Source organism: Streptococcus sp. HMSC065C01 (genome assembly GCF_001813525.1).
Taxonomy (GTDB): domain Bacteria; phylum Bacillota; class Bacilli; order Lactobacillales; family Streptococcaceae; genus Streptococcus; species Streptococcus parasanguinis_V.
This window is the reverse complement of the sequence record NZ_KV812832.1, coordinates 21,243-34,742: the sequence shown is the minus strand read 5'-3', so window position 1 is coordinate 34,742 and position 13,500 is coordinate 21,243. Positions and strand designations below refer to the sequence as shown.

The 13,500-nt window shown below is 42.1% G+C and carries 15 protein-coding genes and 2 pseudogenes; 2 read left to right on the top strand and 15 right to left on the bottom strand.

Features of this window, described 5'->3' with window-relative positions; translation table 11 throughout:
• Positions 1-63: 63 nt before the first annotated feature.
• The 11 genes and pseudogenes from rbfA to HMPREF2918_RS01815 all read right to left on the bottom strand — a co-directional run bounded on the left by rbfA (position 64) and on the right by HMPREF2918_RS01815 (position 8,836).
• Positions 64-414, bottom strand: coding sequence for a 30S ribosome-binding factor RbfA (gene rbfA / locus HMPREF2918_RS01860; RefSeq protein WP_003003976.1), 351 nt, complete (start codon positions 412-414; stop codon positions 64-66).
• Positions 415-487: 73 nt separating this feature from the next.
• A pseudogene (gene infB, locus HMPREF2918_RS01855) lies at positions 488-2,983 on the bottom strand (translation initiation factor IF-2); the annotation flags it as partial.
• Between the two features lie 95 nt (positions 2,984-3,078).
• A pseudogene (locus HMPREF2918_RS11770) lies at positions 3,079-3,202 on the bottom strand (translation initiation factor IF-2 N-terminal domain-containing protein); the annotation flags it as partial.
• 16 nt (positions 3,203-3,218) lie between these two features.
• A complete protein-coding gene (locus tag HMPREF2918_RS01850) occupies positions 3,219-3,518 on the bottom strand; it encodes a YlxQ-related RNA-binding protein (protein WP_003003969.1) in 300 nt (99 codons plus the stop codon).
• Positions 3,511-3,807 (bottom strand): RNase P modulator RnpM, encoded by a 297-nt coding sequence (gene rnpM, locus HMPREF2918_RS01845; RefSeq protein WP_003010401.1) that lies wholly within the window; start codon positions 3,805-3,807, stop codon positions 3,511-3,513. The genes HMPREF2918_RS01850 and rnpM overlap by 8 nt, the downstream gene beginning before the upstream one ends.
• Before the next feature lie 14 nt (positions 3,808-3,821).
• Entirely contained in the window at positions 3,822-4,964 is a 1,143-nt protein-coding gene (nusA, locus tag HMPREF2918_RS01840; RefSeq protein WP_003010402.1) for a transcription termination factor NusA, read from the bottom strand.
• A 44-nt stretch (positions 4,965-5,008) separates the two neighbouring features.
• Positions 5,009-5,488: a ribosome maturation factor RimP gene (gene rimP, locus HMPREF2918_RS01835; RefSeq protein ID WP_021154518.1), complete on the bottom strand. Its 480-nt coding sequence runs from the start codon at positions 5,486-5,488 to the stop codon at positions 5,009-5,011.
• Between the two features lie 97 nt (positions 5,489-5,585).
• Positions 5,586-6,221: a tRNA (guanosine(46)-N7)-methyltransferase TrmB gene (gene trmB, locus HMPREF2918_RS01830; protein WP_024056398.1), complete on the bottom strand. Its 636-nt coding sequence runs from the start codon at positions 6,219-6,221 to the stop codon at positions 5,586-5,588.
• A complete protein-coding gene (gene ccrZ, locus HMPREF2918_RS01825) occupies positions 6,218-7,012 on the bottom strand; it encodes a cell cycle regulator CcrZ (protein WP_003003852.1) in 795 nt (264 codons plus the stop codon). The genes trmB and ccrZ overlap by 4 nt, the downstream gene beginning before the upstream one ends.
• Before the next feature lie 40 nt (positions 7,013-7,052).
• Positions 7,053-8,108, bottom strand: a complete 1,056-nt coding sequence (locus HMPREF2918_RS01820) for an ABC transporter permease (RefSeq protein WP_070594439.1) — start codon at positions 8,106-8,108, stop codon at positions 7,053-7,055.
• Positions 8,105-8,836: an ABC transporter ATP-binding protein gene (locus tag HMPREF2918_RS01815; protein ID WP_045760251.1), complete on the bottom strand. Its 732-nt coding sequence runs from the start codon at positions 8,834-8,836 to the stop codon at positions 8,105-8,107. Before HMPREF2918_RS01815 ends, HMPREF2918_RS01820 begins: the two co-directional genes overlap by 4 nt.
• A gap of 67 nt (positions 8,837-8,903) precedes the next feature.
• Between HMPREF2918_RS01815 and HMPREF2918_RS01810 the strand changes: the two genes are divergently transcribed.
• On the top strand, positions 8,904-9,317 hold the full coding sequence (locus tag HMPREF2918_RS01810) for an HIT family protein (protein WP_003012582.1): 414 nt from the start codon (positions 8,904-8,906) through the stop codon (positions 9,315-9,317).
• Between the two features lie 12 nt (positions 9,318-9,329).
• A complete protein-coding gene (locus HMPREF2918_RS01805) occupies positions 9,330-9,620 on the top strand; it encodes a hypothetical protein (protein WP_003012641.1) in 291 nt (96 codons plus the stop codon).
• Between the two features lie 21 nt (positions 9,621-9,641).
• Here the strand turns inward: HMPREF2918_RS01805 and HMPREF2918_RS01800 are convergent, their stop codons facing one another.
• The 4 genes from HMPREF2918_RS01800 to HMPREF2918_RS01785 form a co-directional block, all read right to left on the bottom strand.
• Positions 9,642-10,835, bottom strand: a complete 1,194-nt coding sequence (locus HMPREF2918_RS01800; protein ID WP_070594438.1) for a glycopolymer--peptidoglycan transferase LytR — start codon at positions 10,833-10,835, stop codon at positions 9,642-9,644.
• A gap of 13 nt (positions 10,836-10,848) precedes the next feature.
• Positions 10,849-11,379, bottom strand: coding sequence for a GNAT family N-acetyltransferase (locus HMPREF2918_RS01795; RefSeq protein WP_070594437.1), 531 nt, complete (start codon positions 11,377-11,379; stop codon positions 10,849-10,851).
• Complete coding sequence (gene tsaE / locus HMPREF2918_RS01790; RefSeq protein WP_031575203.1) at positions 11,372-11,827, bottom strand: tRNA (adenosine(37)-N6)-threonylcarbamoyltransferase complex ATPase subunit type 1 TsaE; 456 nt, start codon at positions 11,825-11,827, stop codon at positions 11,372-11,374. Before tsaE ends, HMPREF2918_RS01795 begins: the two co-directional genes overlap by 8 nt.
• A gap of 178 nt (positions 11,828-12,005) precedes the next feature.
• Positions 12,006-13,427, bottom strand: a complete 1,422-nt coding sequence (locus HMPREF2918_RS01785) for an NCS2 family permease (RefSeq protein ID WP_070594436.1) — start codon at positions 13,425-13,427, stop codon at positions 12,006-12,008.
• Between the last annotated feature and the right edge of the window lie 73 nt (positions 13,428-13,500).

The following is a 13,500-nucleotide window of genomic DNA, read 5'->3' as shown; positions in this document are numbered from 1 at the left end:
CCTAAGGAAAGTTTCTAAGAAGACTTTGTCTTTCAATCTGGGCGTGGAAAATTTCCAACCTCTCTAGTCTTTGTTCAAATTGCGTAACATCTCATCGATCTTGTTACCGTATTCGATAGACTCGTCTTTGACAAAAGTAAGATCCGGAATCTTGTACAGTTTCAAATTCCGACCTAATTCACGCTTGATGGTTCCTGTTGCTTTTTCAAGGCCTGTCTGAGCCTTTTGATTGTCTGAAGCCAAATCACTCATAATTGAATAATACACTTTGGCCATAGACAAATCACCTAGCATTTGAACATCCGTAATAGTAACGCCTTGAACACGCGGGTCACGGACTTTCTTTTGTAAAATCTCATTGACTTCACGCTTGATTTCCATCCCTACTCGATCTGTCCGAAAATGACTTGCCATAGGAACTCCTTTCTGCTTTGTGTTTAAAAACTAGGAAATCAGAGAAAAGTCCTCTTTTTTCCTAGTCAGCCTCTTATTTTTTAATTTCTTCCATGATGTAGGCTTCAATGGTATCGTCTGTCTTGATATCATTGTAGCCTTCAATCATCAATCCACCTTCACGACCATTTGTCACTTCTTTGACATCATCTTTGAAGTGTTTCAAGCTTGCAAGAGCACCGTCATATATCACGACACCGTCACGAATGACACGAACCTTGGAATCACGAGTGACCTTACCACTGAGGACCATAAATCCACCGATGGTACCCACTTTAGAGACTTTAAAGGTTTCACGGATAACTGCTTCCCCGATAATTTTCTCTTCAAACTCAGGATCCAACATTCCCTTCATGGCATCTTCCATTTCCTCGATCACCTTGTAAATGATTGAGTGAAGACGGATTTCTACCTCATCAGCTTCAGCTTGTTGACGAGCTTGTGGCGTAGGGCGGACGTTAAATCCAACGATAAAGGCATTAGATGCTTCCGCAAGAGTGACATCTGATTCATTAATGGCACCAACTGCTGAGTGAACGATGGTCACTTTCACACCTTCCACTTCAATCTTTTGAAGGGAAGCAGCAAGGGCTTCAACCGAACCTTGGACGTCGGCCTTGATAATGACATTAACAGATTTCACTTCACCAGCCTTCAAGGTATCAAAGAGATTTTCAAGGCTGACGCGGTTGGTTGCTTGACGTTGTTTCATCAGAGCACGTTTGGCACGTTCTTCACCAGCTGCACGCGCTGATTTTTCATCTTCATAAACCGCGAAGTGGTCACCCGCCATTGGCGCTTCGTTCAAACCAGTGATAGAAACCGGAGTAGATGGTCCTGCCACCTTCACACGACGTCCAAGGTCATTGGTCATGGCACGGACACGTCCAAAGGTATTTCCGACAACGATTGGGTCTTGAACATTCAAGGTACCTTGTTGAACAAGGAGGGTTGCGACCGCACCTTTTCCTTTATCCAAGCGCGCTTCGATAACAGTACCGATGGCACGAACAGTTGGATCTGCCTTGAGTTCTTGGATTTCAGCCACAAGAAGGACCGTTTCCAAGAGTTCATCGATATTTTGGTTGAACTTAGCTGAGATTTCTACAAATTCAGAATCCCCACCCCAGGCAGTTGACATAACTCCATGCTCTGCCAATTCACCGATGACACGCTCTGGATTAGCTCCTGGTTTATCGATCTTGTTGATGGCCACAATGATTGGGACATTCGCCGCTTTTGAGTGGTTGATAGCTTCGATAGTCTGAGGCATCACCCCGTCATCTGCCGCTACGACCAAGATGGTAATATCCGTAACAGATGCACCACGCGCCCGCATAGAAGTAAAGGCCGCGTGTCCAGGTGTATCCAAGAAGGTAATCTTCTTACCATTTTCCACGATTTGGTAGGCACCGATGTGCTGGGTGATTCCTCCCGCTTCACCTGTTGCTACACGTGAATTACGAAGGGTATCCAAAAGGGTCGTTTTACCGTGGTCAACGTGTCCCATGATGGTGACAACTGGTGGACGCTCTACCAACTCATCTGGATTCAAATAACCATCTTCAACGAAGAAGCGTTCGATATCGGCATTGTCCACTTCAACCTTTTTCTTGGCTTCAATTCCATAATCCACCATCAAGAGTTCAATCGTATCTCCATCCAGCGATTGGTTTTGAGTCGCCATGACTCCCATCATAAAGAGTTTCTTGACGATTTCAGCCGGTTCACGCTTGATGCGTTTTGCGATTTCTGCAACCGTCATTCCATCCGTATACTCAAATTCACTTGGTAATTCATGGAATTTACGCTCTGTTACTGGTTTTGGAGCATCATTACGGTTGTTCTTTCCTTTTTTATTTTTCTTATTGTTATTCCAGTTACTATTTCTCTGATTTCTCACTTGATTTTGACTATTTCGATTCCTTTGTTGTTTTCTTGGACCATCTTCTTCACGATCAAAATCATCGCGTTTCTTATCTGGTCGCGCTTGTTTCTTCCGACGTGTATCGACTTGAGCTGGAGCAGCAGCAACAGCTGGTTTTGTATGGTTCTCAACAGCTGGCTCCTGTACAGGTGCTTTCACTTCTGGTGCTTCTACCCGTTTCCGGCGCTGTTGACGTTCTTGTTCTGCTTTTGCAGCTTGTTGTTTGTAGCGATCTTCACTTCCACGTGCGTATTCAGCATTTTGTTCAGCTTTCAGTGCTGCTGCACGCGCTTTGAAATCAACTTTTGGTGCCACTTGGGGTTGTGCACTACGTCTTTGATCTGGTCGGTTATTGCGACGCTCAGAACCTTGATTTCGCTGTTCATTTCGCTCTTGTGGTCGTTGATTTCGGTTGTCACCATGACGCTGATTGTCTTTGCGATCACGTTTTGGACGATTGTCTTGTTGTTTCCTACGTTCAGCCTGTTCTTTTGCACGCGCTTCTCGTTCCGCTTTAAAGTTACGACTCTTTGGTTTAGCAGCTGGCGTTACTGATTTTGTCTCAGTTGCTCCTTCTTTTTTGACAGGCGCTGCTTCTTTTTTCTCTGCGACAGCCGTTGTCTTGGCAGCCACTTCTGCTACTTTCTTTTCGACTGTTTCTTTTTTCGCTGCAAAGCTCTTGATCAACTTTTCAGCAACATCAGTATCGACACTAGATGCATGACTCTTGACGTCAAAACCTAATTCTTTCGCACGAGTGACGACTTCCTTACTTTCCTTGCCCAATTCTTTGGCAATTTCGTATAATCTTTTCTTAGACAATTGCTGTCCTCCTCTTCTATTCCATAAGAGACCTCATTTTCTTTGAAAATCCAGCATCTACAACAGCGACGACCTTACGGGCACGTCCAATTGCAGTGCTTAATTCTAGTGTTGAAAACACGGTAGATACTTGAACCTCATAATAGCGACCCTTATCTGTCACCTTTTTTGTCAGGTTACTAGCTGCATCATTTGCCAGAAAAACTAATTTTGCTTTTTCTTCCTGGATGGCTTTGATCACGAGTTCTTCTCCAGAAATGAGTTTTCCTGCTCTTTGCGCCAAGCCCAACAAATTACTTATCTTTTGCTTATTCAAGGCCTAACTCTCTTCTCTTCACCTTATGATCTACATAAGCGATCAATTCATCATAGAAAGCTTCTTCCACTTCCATATTAAAGCTACGATTAAAAACTTTCTTTTTCTTAGCAAGTGCCGCTTCTTCATTGTCTAATTTGATGTAAGCACCTCGACCATTGGCTTTGCCAGTTGGATCGATAAAGACTTGTCCTTCTTTATTTTTGACAATGCGGAGCAAATCGCGCTTATCAATAATTTCATTTGAAACGACAGATTTTCTTAAAGGGATTTTTCTTGTTTTTACCATTTTCCCTCCCTCACTTAGTCGACTTGCTCTTCGCCACTTTCTACTTGGTCTTCAAAAGTTTCTTGAGCTGCTTCCATTTCTTCGAACTCACTTGCAGATTTGATATCGATGCGGTAACCAGTCAAATGAGCCGCCAAACGAACGTTTTGACCACGACGACCAATAGCAAGAGATAATTTGTTGTCTGGAACCACAACGAGAGCATGTTTGCTATCTTCATCATCAAAAATAACTTGGTCCACTTCTGCAGGAGCGATCGCATTGTAGATAAATTCAGCTGGATCTGGAACCCACTCGATGACATCGATATTTTCTTCTGTCGGAACCATACGGTCTAATTTTTGATCGTATCGAGCTGGGTGGAACTTGCTGGTAATCTTTTTAATATTCGATCCACCACGACCAACGATAGTCCCAATCGCATCTACGTTTGGATTATGGCTACGAACCGCAACTTTTGTACGATCTCCAGCTTCACGCGCTACACTCATAATCTCAACAGTTCCATCGTAGACTTCAGGAATTTCTTGTTCCATCAAACGTTTGATCATTTCAGGGTGGCTTCGGCTAACAAAGACATTGACACCACGTGGATTATCTTCTACCTTGTAGACAAATACTTCAATTCGATCATGAGATTGGAATACTTCTCCTGGAATTTGGTCTTGCTTAGACAATTGAGCTTCGATCGAACCAAGATTGACATAGATAAACCGATTGTCAAAGCGCTCCACCGTTCCACTCATGATTTCATTTTCATGTTCTTTATAAGTGTTATAGGTGATGGTGCGCGTTTGCTTACGCATTTTTTCCATGATCGTTTGTTTAGCAGATTGAGCTGCTACACGACCAAATTCAGCTGGTGCTTCTTCAAACTTGATCTTGTCCCCCAACTCATAAGCAGAGCTAATGGCCAAGGCATCCTTCAAGCTGATTTCTAAACGGCTATCAAAGACTTCATCCACCACTTCACGAACCGTATAAACACGGAAATCTCCAGTTTTTTCATTGAATTCAATCGCTGCACTTTCTGATTGTCCATAACGACGGCGATAAGCTGAACGCAATGATTCTGTGACGGCTTCGATGATATCTTCTTTTTTGATCCCTTTGTCTTCTTCCAAAATGCGGAAGGCTTCTAGCATTTCTTTACTCATGTTTTTCTTGCCTCTACTATAAAGGCATCCTTTCTTTCATTCTGTTACAATTTTACAGCCAACCTTGCTTTGGACACAAGGTTATAAGGAATTTCTACAGTTTTCTTTCGTGTTTTATCCATATACTCAATGGTCAAAACATCCTCTTCAAAACCTACCAAGTTCCCCTCAAAGACCTTTTGCTTTTCAACAGCCTTATACAAGCTGATATTGACATACTTGCCAACAGCTCCCTCGAGTGCTTCCTTGGTTTTCAAAGGTCTCTCCAAGCCAGGACTGGTAACTTCTAAAAAGTACTGTTCTGGAAATGGATCTGGTTTGATTTGATCCAATAGCGGGCTAATGATTTCTGTCAAATCCGCTGTATCATTCAGTGTGATCCCTTCTGGTTTGTCTACGAAAATGCTTAAGACGTAGTCACCACCCATTTTGCCATATTCAACATCGACCAATTCAAATGGTTCTTTGATGGCAGGCTGAATCACTTCTGTTACTAAGTCAACAATCGTTGCGATGGTTGCCACCTCCTCATAGATAAGAGGCGAAGATATTTCCCCGCCTCTCCTTTTCTATTCATTTAAGGTATTATAACACGATTCCCCAATGATTGCAAGGAATATGCTAAAACTGTGCTTCTACACGGTAAATGACCTGTCCTTTACTTGAGAACTTTTTCTCATATTCCGTCATGACATTCCCCTCAAAATCACTAGCATGAAGGTCTAGCCAGACTCCCTTCAAAGTCATACCATACTGTGAAAAGCTCACCAAACTGTATTCAAACAGACCTCGATTATCTGTTTTAAAGTGAATCTCCCCATGTTCTGGAAGAATTTGCTTGAAGGTATCCAAGAAGGTCTTGTAAGTCAAGCGACGCTTCTCATGACGTTTCTTAGGCCAAGGATCTGAAAAATTCAGATAGAGTTGATCAATTTCCCCATCTTCAAAATAGTTGGTCAAGCTATCTCCGTCTACCCAAAGCAATTTAATGTTAGGAACATCAGCTTCTAAGACCTTATCTAAAGCATAACTCAAGACCGATTTTTGAATATCAATTCCGATGTAGTTGATCTCTGGATTGGCCTTGGCCATCCCAGTAATAAAGGCCCCTTTCCCGCTGCCCACTTCGATATGAATAGGATGGTCATTCCCAAAAATTTCATGCCACTTTCCCTTGGCATCTTCTGGATTTAGGACCACATATTGCGGATTCGCTTCTAATAATTCAGTCGCTCCCTTGCGATTTCTAACTCTCATATTTCCTTTCCATATTTCAACCGGAAATTGCGCAGAGCATAGATCTCGCGATTGACATTTTCTAAATCATTATTTTCATAGTATTTAGCAATTTGGCACAAGAAAGAGTATTGACCAAACCAATAGAGTTTATCAAATACTTTTTGATTGTACTTGTAGCCATAATAGCCTAACCAATCGCGCCAATTAGAATCTGGGATATAGTGACTCAAGATATGCGCCACATCCAACATCCGGTCTGTCAAACGAACAGAGTCCCAATCGACTAGATAAATCAAGCCGCTCTCTGTCTCAATCCAGTTACTATGACGAACATCTCCGTGGACGATCGTCGCATAATCCTCCCGAAAGGCAGGCACTGTCTTACGTAAATTCTTTACGACTGATTGGATATAGTGGTTCTGACGTAGAGCAATTGGCAACCGGTTGCTCCAAGAATTGAGCAATTCTAATGGAGATTCCACAGGATAGCCAAGTTTTTTCAATTGGGTCATCAAAGGTCTAGAACGGTGCAATCTCGTTAAAATATTGACCACTTGTTTTTTTGACATCCCATTTGGCGTGAGAATTTCCCCATTCAACCATTCTTGGGCACTCATCACATTTCCATCTGGCAATCGTCGACTCCATAACAATTGAGGAGCAATCTGTTCTTTTGCTAGACCCGCAAGGATTGGGGTCGTATTCATTTTTACAAAAACGCGCCCACCATCTGGGTAGGTCCCCATGTAGGCCTTCCCACTCTTCCCAGGAATTGGGGTGAGGCTTAGCTCTTTTTCATTCGAGTCCATCTTTTCCTCCGTAAAAAGTTTCCAATCTATTTTACTAATTTTAACGATTTTCGTCAACCAAGCGCGCCATCTTAAATGGAAGATAGAGTAGGATTAAAGCAACTGTATAAGCCAGTAGGCCTAACAACAGGACTTTATCTGAAATAAAGACCAGGCCAATTCCTCCTTCTATCACCGTTATCATCCCCATGACCAGCTGAATCGTTTTGTTCAACCCTGCCTTTTTACTGCCCTTTTTCATCGGGAAAAGGAGGGTCAAGGGTTGGTAATCAAAAGCACTGTAAAGCCCCAGTAATTGAAAAATAACCAAGTAATTGAGCAAGGCTACAAGGGCAATCACTACGAGAGGCTGGGGAATAAAGATGATAGCGAGAATGGAAAGAGCCAAGAGTCGTAGAGTCATAGAGAAAAGATCTCCATTCCGTAGGAAGGAGCGCATATATAAGTGCAGCCACGTATTGCCATGTGTTTTGGGAAGAAGCCCTAAGAAACCATCCAAGTACGCTCTTCTTTTGACACTGTTAGTAATACCTTTCACCGTTGTAAACAAGGCAAAGAAGCGAAGAATCAATTGTTTCCTTGCATTCTCACGAGCAATAGCCAAGGGCCAATTTAAATTTTCATCCTGGTAGAAACGCGCTTCCTTCCAGCTAAAAACAGCCCCTTTAGCCACCCCTAAGACAAGGATATAAGCTACAATAGCAAGTTTATCCAGCCCTGTTGCCAGAAGAAGAGGCACAAATAATAGAAGGACAAAACTTTGAATCAAAAACCAAAACACAAAAGACTTCTTGGCCTGCCCTTTGACATAACGTTTCACTTCCTCTTCCTTTACCAAAAGGAATAAAGCATCGGGCTTCTCTAAGTAGGTCGCAATGGAGCCAATCGGAACCAAGAGGAGCAAGCCAATCATGAGACTCCAGCGGATCAGGCTTGTATCTTTGGGTAGATCTTGCAAGAATTGGCTGTATTGAACCGCCAAAAATCCTATGAAAATCAACATAAAGAGAACGAAATGATCATTGAGAACATAGCGGCTATATTTTACACATTGAGTTCGAAACGTTTCTTGCCGTTTTTTCATCAACTCTTTCATGCTGTTTCCTCTTCTGTCAAGGTCATGTAGATATCATTTAGACTTGCTTTCTCATCCCCAAAAGTTGAACGCAGCTCGTCCAAGGTCCCTTTTGCTCGGACCTGACCCTTATGGAGGATCACAAAACCATCACACATCTTTTCAGCCGAATCCAGAACGTGGGTACTCATCAAAATCGATTTTCCTTTTGCTTTCTCATCTGCCAATAACTGAATCAAATCTGCAATCGCAACAGGATCCAATCCCAAAAAGGGTTCATCGACAATATAAAGACTTGGATCCACTGCATAGGCGCAAATAATCATGACCTTTTGCTTCATCCCTTTTGAAAACTGGGTCGGGAACCAATCTAATTTTTCAGCCAAACGAAATCGTTCCAACAAAGGCTGGACGCGCACCATGACCTGATCCATGTCTAAATCATAGGCCATAGCTACGGTTTCGATATGCTCTCTCAAGGTTAATTCTTCATATAGGCTAGGGGTTTCTGGAATATAGCCGATTTTTTTACGATAGTCTGTTGGAGCTTCTGGAAGACTCAAGCCGTCAATCCGTACTTCCCCAGCATAAGGATGCAGGAGACCAATAATTTCATTAATCGTGGTTGACTTCCCAGCTCCATTAAGTCCAATCAAACCAATCAGTTGGCCATCCGGAACTGAAAAACTCACCTCTTTCAGGACAGGGATGTTGACATAGCCCCCTGTCAACTTGTTGATTTCTAACATATTTTCTCCGATTTCTGGTATAATGTTCTTATATTATAACAAAATTTAGTCTAAATGAGGTGTATTTATGGTTGATGATTGTATTTTTTGTAAGATTATAGCTGGCGACATTCCTTCCTCCAAAGTCTATGAGGACGAGGAAGTCCTCGCATTTTTGGACATCTCTCAGGTTACACCAGGTCATACGTTAGTGGTTCCAAAAAAACACGCTCGCAACCTCTTAGAGATGGACGAAACCGCCACAGCTCAACTATTTGCACGTGTTTCTAAAGTTGCTAAAAAAGTAGAAGCTGCTACCCAAGCTAAGGGAATGAATATCATCAGCAACATGGAAGAAGTTTCTGGACAAACCGTATTTCACACACATGTCCACATTATCCCTCGCTATTCCGATCAAGATGAGCTTGCCATTTCATTTACTGAACACGAGCCTAATTTTGAACAACTAGCAGTTCTCGCAGAAACCATCAAAAACAGTTAAAAAGGAGGCCATATGAAACTCAAAAATCTCTTTTGGTTTGCAACAGGAGCTAGCATTAGCTACCACCTAGTAAAAAACCGCAAAGAAATTAAAACAGAGGTGACTGAATCCAGCCAATTGGTCAAGGGAATTCAAGATAACCTAGCAAAAATCCAACGCAATCTGGATATTATCCAAGACCAAAAGACCAATCTTCAAGAATTGGTAACGGATTTCCAATACAAGACCAAACTATTTAGTCAACAAGCAACAGCTTCTCTAAAAGAAATTCAAGACATCTGGCAACCAAGTAAAAACGATTGAGAAAACTCAATCGTTTTTTTCTTATTCTGAAGGCACCGTAGGTGTCACACTGCTCGACTCTGTAGCTGCAGGAGCAACTGGTGTCACTGGTGCAACAGAACTTTGAGGCGTCACCACTCCCGTATCCTGGGTCGATGGTACAACTGGTAGTTGGTTAAACTCTTGGTAAACAGGTGCTTCCCCAGATGCTGGAACTGGATTTTCAGTTTGAGAAGAAGAAGACTTCAAATCTTCGTCTCCATCTAATAGGTAAGCATTGGTTTTCAATGTTTTGATTTCTTTTAGTCCCAAAGCTTTGCGGATGATATTTTGAATTTTCAAGAGATGTTTTGAAGTGACAATCTGATAACTTCCGCCATCTGCTAAGGTGGCATCTTCTCCTTTCAACTGGTACTGATGAATCGTTGAAAGGGCGTCTTTATACCCTAGCAATTGAAGAAGACTATTACTGTCAAGCGCTATGTTGGTTTGCATATTGTCACTAACAGACTCAATGATTCCTTTGTAGTGACTCAAACTATTGAGGCTTAAAACTTTCTCAACAATCTTTTTGATCACTTCACGTTGGCGTTTTTGACGTCCATAGTCTCCTTCTGGGTCTTGGTAGCGCATGCGTGAATAAACGAGAGCTTGGTCCCCATTAATCTCCTGACGTCCTGGTGCGATCTTAGCCGTATATTCTGGCTCATTTTCCTCGATCGAGATATCGAAGTCAAATGGATTGTTGACTGTGATGCCACCAACCTTATCCACTAATTGAACCAGCCCCTTCATATTGATCATGACATAGCGGTCAATATGGATATTCAAAAGATCTTGAATGGTCTTAATGGCTAACTTGGCACCACCTTGAGCATAAGCCGAATTCAATTTTGCTTGGACCGTTTCGCCATCTGAAGTAATATTGGTTAGGATATCTCTTTCCAAGCTAGTCATGGTTGTTTCTTTTGTTTGAGGATTAACAGTCACCAAAATCATAGTATCACTATTTCCGGCCCAAGGATCTTCCCGAGAACCGCTACCTGTATCAACCCCCATCAAAAGGATGGTCATCGGCTTGTTTTCTGCAATGACATTGGTCTCATTTCCAAAGCCTTTATAGGTCTTACTGAGAGTCCCAGTCGTTTGGTTTAGGATGGTAAGGCCATAGGCCCCAATCCCAATCACTGTTACCGTCAATAAGCTCAAAAACATCAAAATAATTTTTTTAACCATTTAGAATCTCTCTCTAATCTATCAGTTTCCCCATAAGGTAAACATCTAAGAATTCTCCTTCAGCTGAACAAGCTCCACGAGCTTGACAACCTTCGATCTCAAAACCTAACTTTTTATACAGGTGAACTGCTCGTTCATTGCGCACTTGGACATTCAAGACTAGTTTCCTAAGAACACCCGTCGAGTGCGCCCACTCAATTCCTTCTTCCAACAAGATCTGTCCAAGTCCTTGATTCCAATAAGTTTTTCGAACCACAATAAAGACATCACCAATATGCCGAACAGACCGTTGAGAAGCTGCAGTGATATTTAACAAAGCTGCCAGTTCCTGATCTAGAAATAGCAAGAGGCAAATCCGATTTTCCGCCATTTCTTGCACCATTAGAAATTGCTCCATGTCTGCTGGAGACATGCCAATTCCAGCTTCATCTAGCGTCATGTAATCTGACTCTTTCCCAACTTGATTTAAGAAATCAACGACAAGAGCCGCGTCTGCACTTTCAGCTTGCCGAATTTCTACTGTCACTTCCTTTTCCTTAGTCATCGGTTTTTTCCACCTGCTCAAAGGATGCCAGTAAAGCTTCTGCACGCGCTCCATGAGCTTCAAAAGCTAACTCTCGACCATCTTCTAATTTTCGGATAAAAATTTTTAGATAAGCATCCGAGAGACTCGGCTCAATCAGCTCTCCCCATTCAATAATGGTAGCACCATCTCCAAATAGGAAATCATCTAAATCAATAGAATCTGGATCATTCCCAATCCGGTAAACATCCAAATGGTATAAAGGCAAGCGGCCTTCGTATTCACGAACAATGGTATAGGTCGGGCTTTTAATCATCTGATCAATCCCTAACCCCTTTGCAATTCCTTTGGTAAAGGTCGTTTTTCCTGCTCCTAGATCACCTGATAAGATAATCACGTCTTGCTTTTCTAAGAGTTTTCCTAGCTGTTTTCCTAGAGCGATCAGCTCCGTTTCATTATGACTAATCATTTCTCTATTATACCAAACTTTTTAAAAATCTGCTCTTTCTTTTAGAAATTGTTCGACTCCGGTTTGTTTTTGAGAAAAAGGAATCAAAGAAAACAGGAAATTCTCCCATTCATTCCCTCAATCCATCTAAAAAGGAATGGGAGACAACTCCCATTCCTTTTTGGCACTTTTCTGATACTTAATTCAAGGCCATGCTAACGTAGTTTAAAATAAAGAGAACATCTAGGATCCAAATCATGCTGTGCACTTCTTTGGCTTGTCCTTTAACCACTTTCACCAAGCTATAGGTGATAAATCCAGCAGCGATCCCTTGTGTAATCGAGTAGCTGAAGCCCATAAAGATAGAGGTGAAGAAAGCAGGAACTGCTTCTGACATATCTTCCCAATGGATATTTTTCAAGCCACTCAACATCATGATCCCAACAACAATCAAAATTGGGGCTGTAGCAGCGGTCGGTACAATCGCCAACAAAGGACTAAAGAGACTTGAAATAGCAAAACAGATCGCTACAACCAAGGCTGTCAAACCAGTGCGTCCACCAGCTCCAATACCAGCTGCAGATTCAACATACGTCGTTACGTTTGAAGTTCCTGCAATAGCTCCGACTGAAGTCGCTACAAGGTCTGAATAGAGGGCCTTATCTAATTTCGCTGATTGATGGTTTTCCCCATTTGTCGCAACAATCCCAACTTTTTCACCCGTACCGATTAAAGTTCCGATTGTATCAAAAATATCAGTCAAGGAGAAGGCTAAGATGGCCATTAAGGTCTCAGGCAAACGAGACATATTGGAAATCAAAGAACCCAATCCTTTCGATCCTAAAGCTTGACCAAAGATCTTGCCTAAATCATTAAAGGCAGCTCCTAGATGATTACTTGCAAAGTCGATTTTAGTGATATCAACCACATGGATGAGAATTCCAAGCACAGTCGTTGCTAAGATAGAAAGGATAATCCCTCCCTTAATCCCTTTGACAACAAAGAAAATAGTAATCGCAAGACCAACAAGAGCCAAGAGGACAGCCGGATTGTTAAAATCAACCAATCCAGGAACAGCAGATGCATTGGCTGAGATCGTTGCATTCGCCTTATCTGCTCCTTCTCCAACCACTGTATAGGTATGAGGGTCAATCGTGAATTTCAAAAATCCCGCATTCTTAATTCCAACATAGGCCAAGAAAATCCCGATCCCAGCTGAAATAGCAGAGCGAAGAGCGGTCGGAATCGATTCGATGATCATCTTCCGAACATTTGTCAATGTGATAATCAATGAGATCACACCACAAATGAAGACCATTCCCAAAGCTTCCTGCCATGAGTAGCCCATACCAAATACAACGGTAAAGGTAAAGAAGGCATTCAAGCCCATCCCAGGTGCTTGTGCATAAGGTAAATTGGCATAAAAAGCCATCATCAAGGTTCCGACAACGGATCCAATAATCGTTGCAAGGAAGACTCCTTGAGCTGGCATACCTGTTTGTGACAACATTTGAGGGTTTACGAAGAGGATATAACTCATCGCAAAAAAGGTTGTCAAACCAGCAAGAACCTCTGTTCGAACAGTGGTTCCATGTTCTGAAAGTTTAAAAAACTTATCCATTTCAGAATAAACTCCTTTTTCATCATTCTCGCTCCCAATCAATTTGCGAACGTTATTTCTATTTTACCAAAAG

What these genes read in the sequence shown, in the direction of transcription:
- HMPREF2918_RS01810 (WP_003012582.1), top strand. Translation starts at nt 8,904, where the DNA reads ATGGTTGATGATTGTATTTTTTGTAAGATTATAGCTGGCGACATTCCT.
- HMPREF2918_RS01785 (WP_070594436.1), bottom strand. Translation starts at nt 13,427, where the DNA reads ATGGATAAGTTTTTTAAACTTTCAGAACATGGAACCACTGTTCGAACA.
- rnpM (WP_003010401.1), bottom strand. Translation starts at nt 3,807, where the DNA reads ATGGTAAAAACAAGAAAAATCCCTTTAAGAAAATCTGTCGTTTCAAAT.
- ccrZ (WP_003003852.1), bottom strand. Translation starts at nt 7,012, where the DNA reads ATGGACTCGAATGAAAAAGAGCTAAGCCTCACCCCAATTCCTGGGAAG.
- nusA (WP_003010402.1), bottom strand. Translation starts at nt 4,964, where the DNA reads ATGAGTAAAGAAATGCTAGAAGCCTTCCGCATTTTGGAAGAAGACAAA.
- tsaE (WP_031575203.1), bottom strand. Translation starts at nt 11,827, where the DNA reads ATGATTAGTCATAATGAAACGGAGCTGATCGCTCTAGGAAAACAGCTA.
- HMPREF2918_RS01805 (WP_003012641.1), top strand. Translation starts at nt 9,330, where the DNA reads ATGAAACTCAAAAATCTCTTTTGGTTTGCAACAGGAGCTAGCATTAGC.
- trmB (WP_024056398.1), bottom strand. Translation starts at nt 6,221, where the DNA reads ATGAGAGTTAGAAATCGCAAGGGAGCGACTGAATTATTAGAAGCGAAT.
- HMPREF2918_RS01795 (WP_070594437.1), bottom strand. Translation starts at nt 11,379, where the DNA reads ATGACTAAGGAAAAGGAAGTGACAGTAGAAATTCGGCAAGCTGAAAGT.
- HMPREF2918_RS01800 (WP_070594438.1), bottom strand. Translation starts at nt 10,835, where the DNA reads ATGGTTAAAAAAATTATTTTGATGTTTTTGAGCTTATTGACGGTAACA.
- rbfA (WP_003003976.1), bottom strand. Translation starts at nt 414, where the DNA reads ATGGCAAGTCATTTTCGGACAGATCGAGTAGGGATGGAAATCAAGCGT.
- HMPREF2918_RS01820 (WP_070594439.1), bottom strand. Translation starts at nt 8,108, where the DNA reads ATGAAAGAGTTGATGAAAAAACGGCAAGAAACGTTTCGAACTCAATGT.
- HMPREF2918_RS01815 (WP_045760251.1), bottom strand. Translation starts at nt 8,836, where the DNA reads ATGTTAGAAATCAACAAGTTGACAGGGGGCTATGTCAACATCCCTGTC.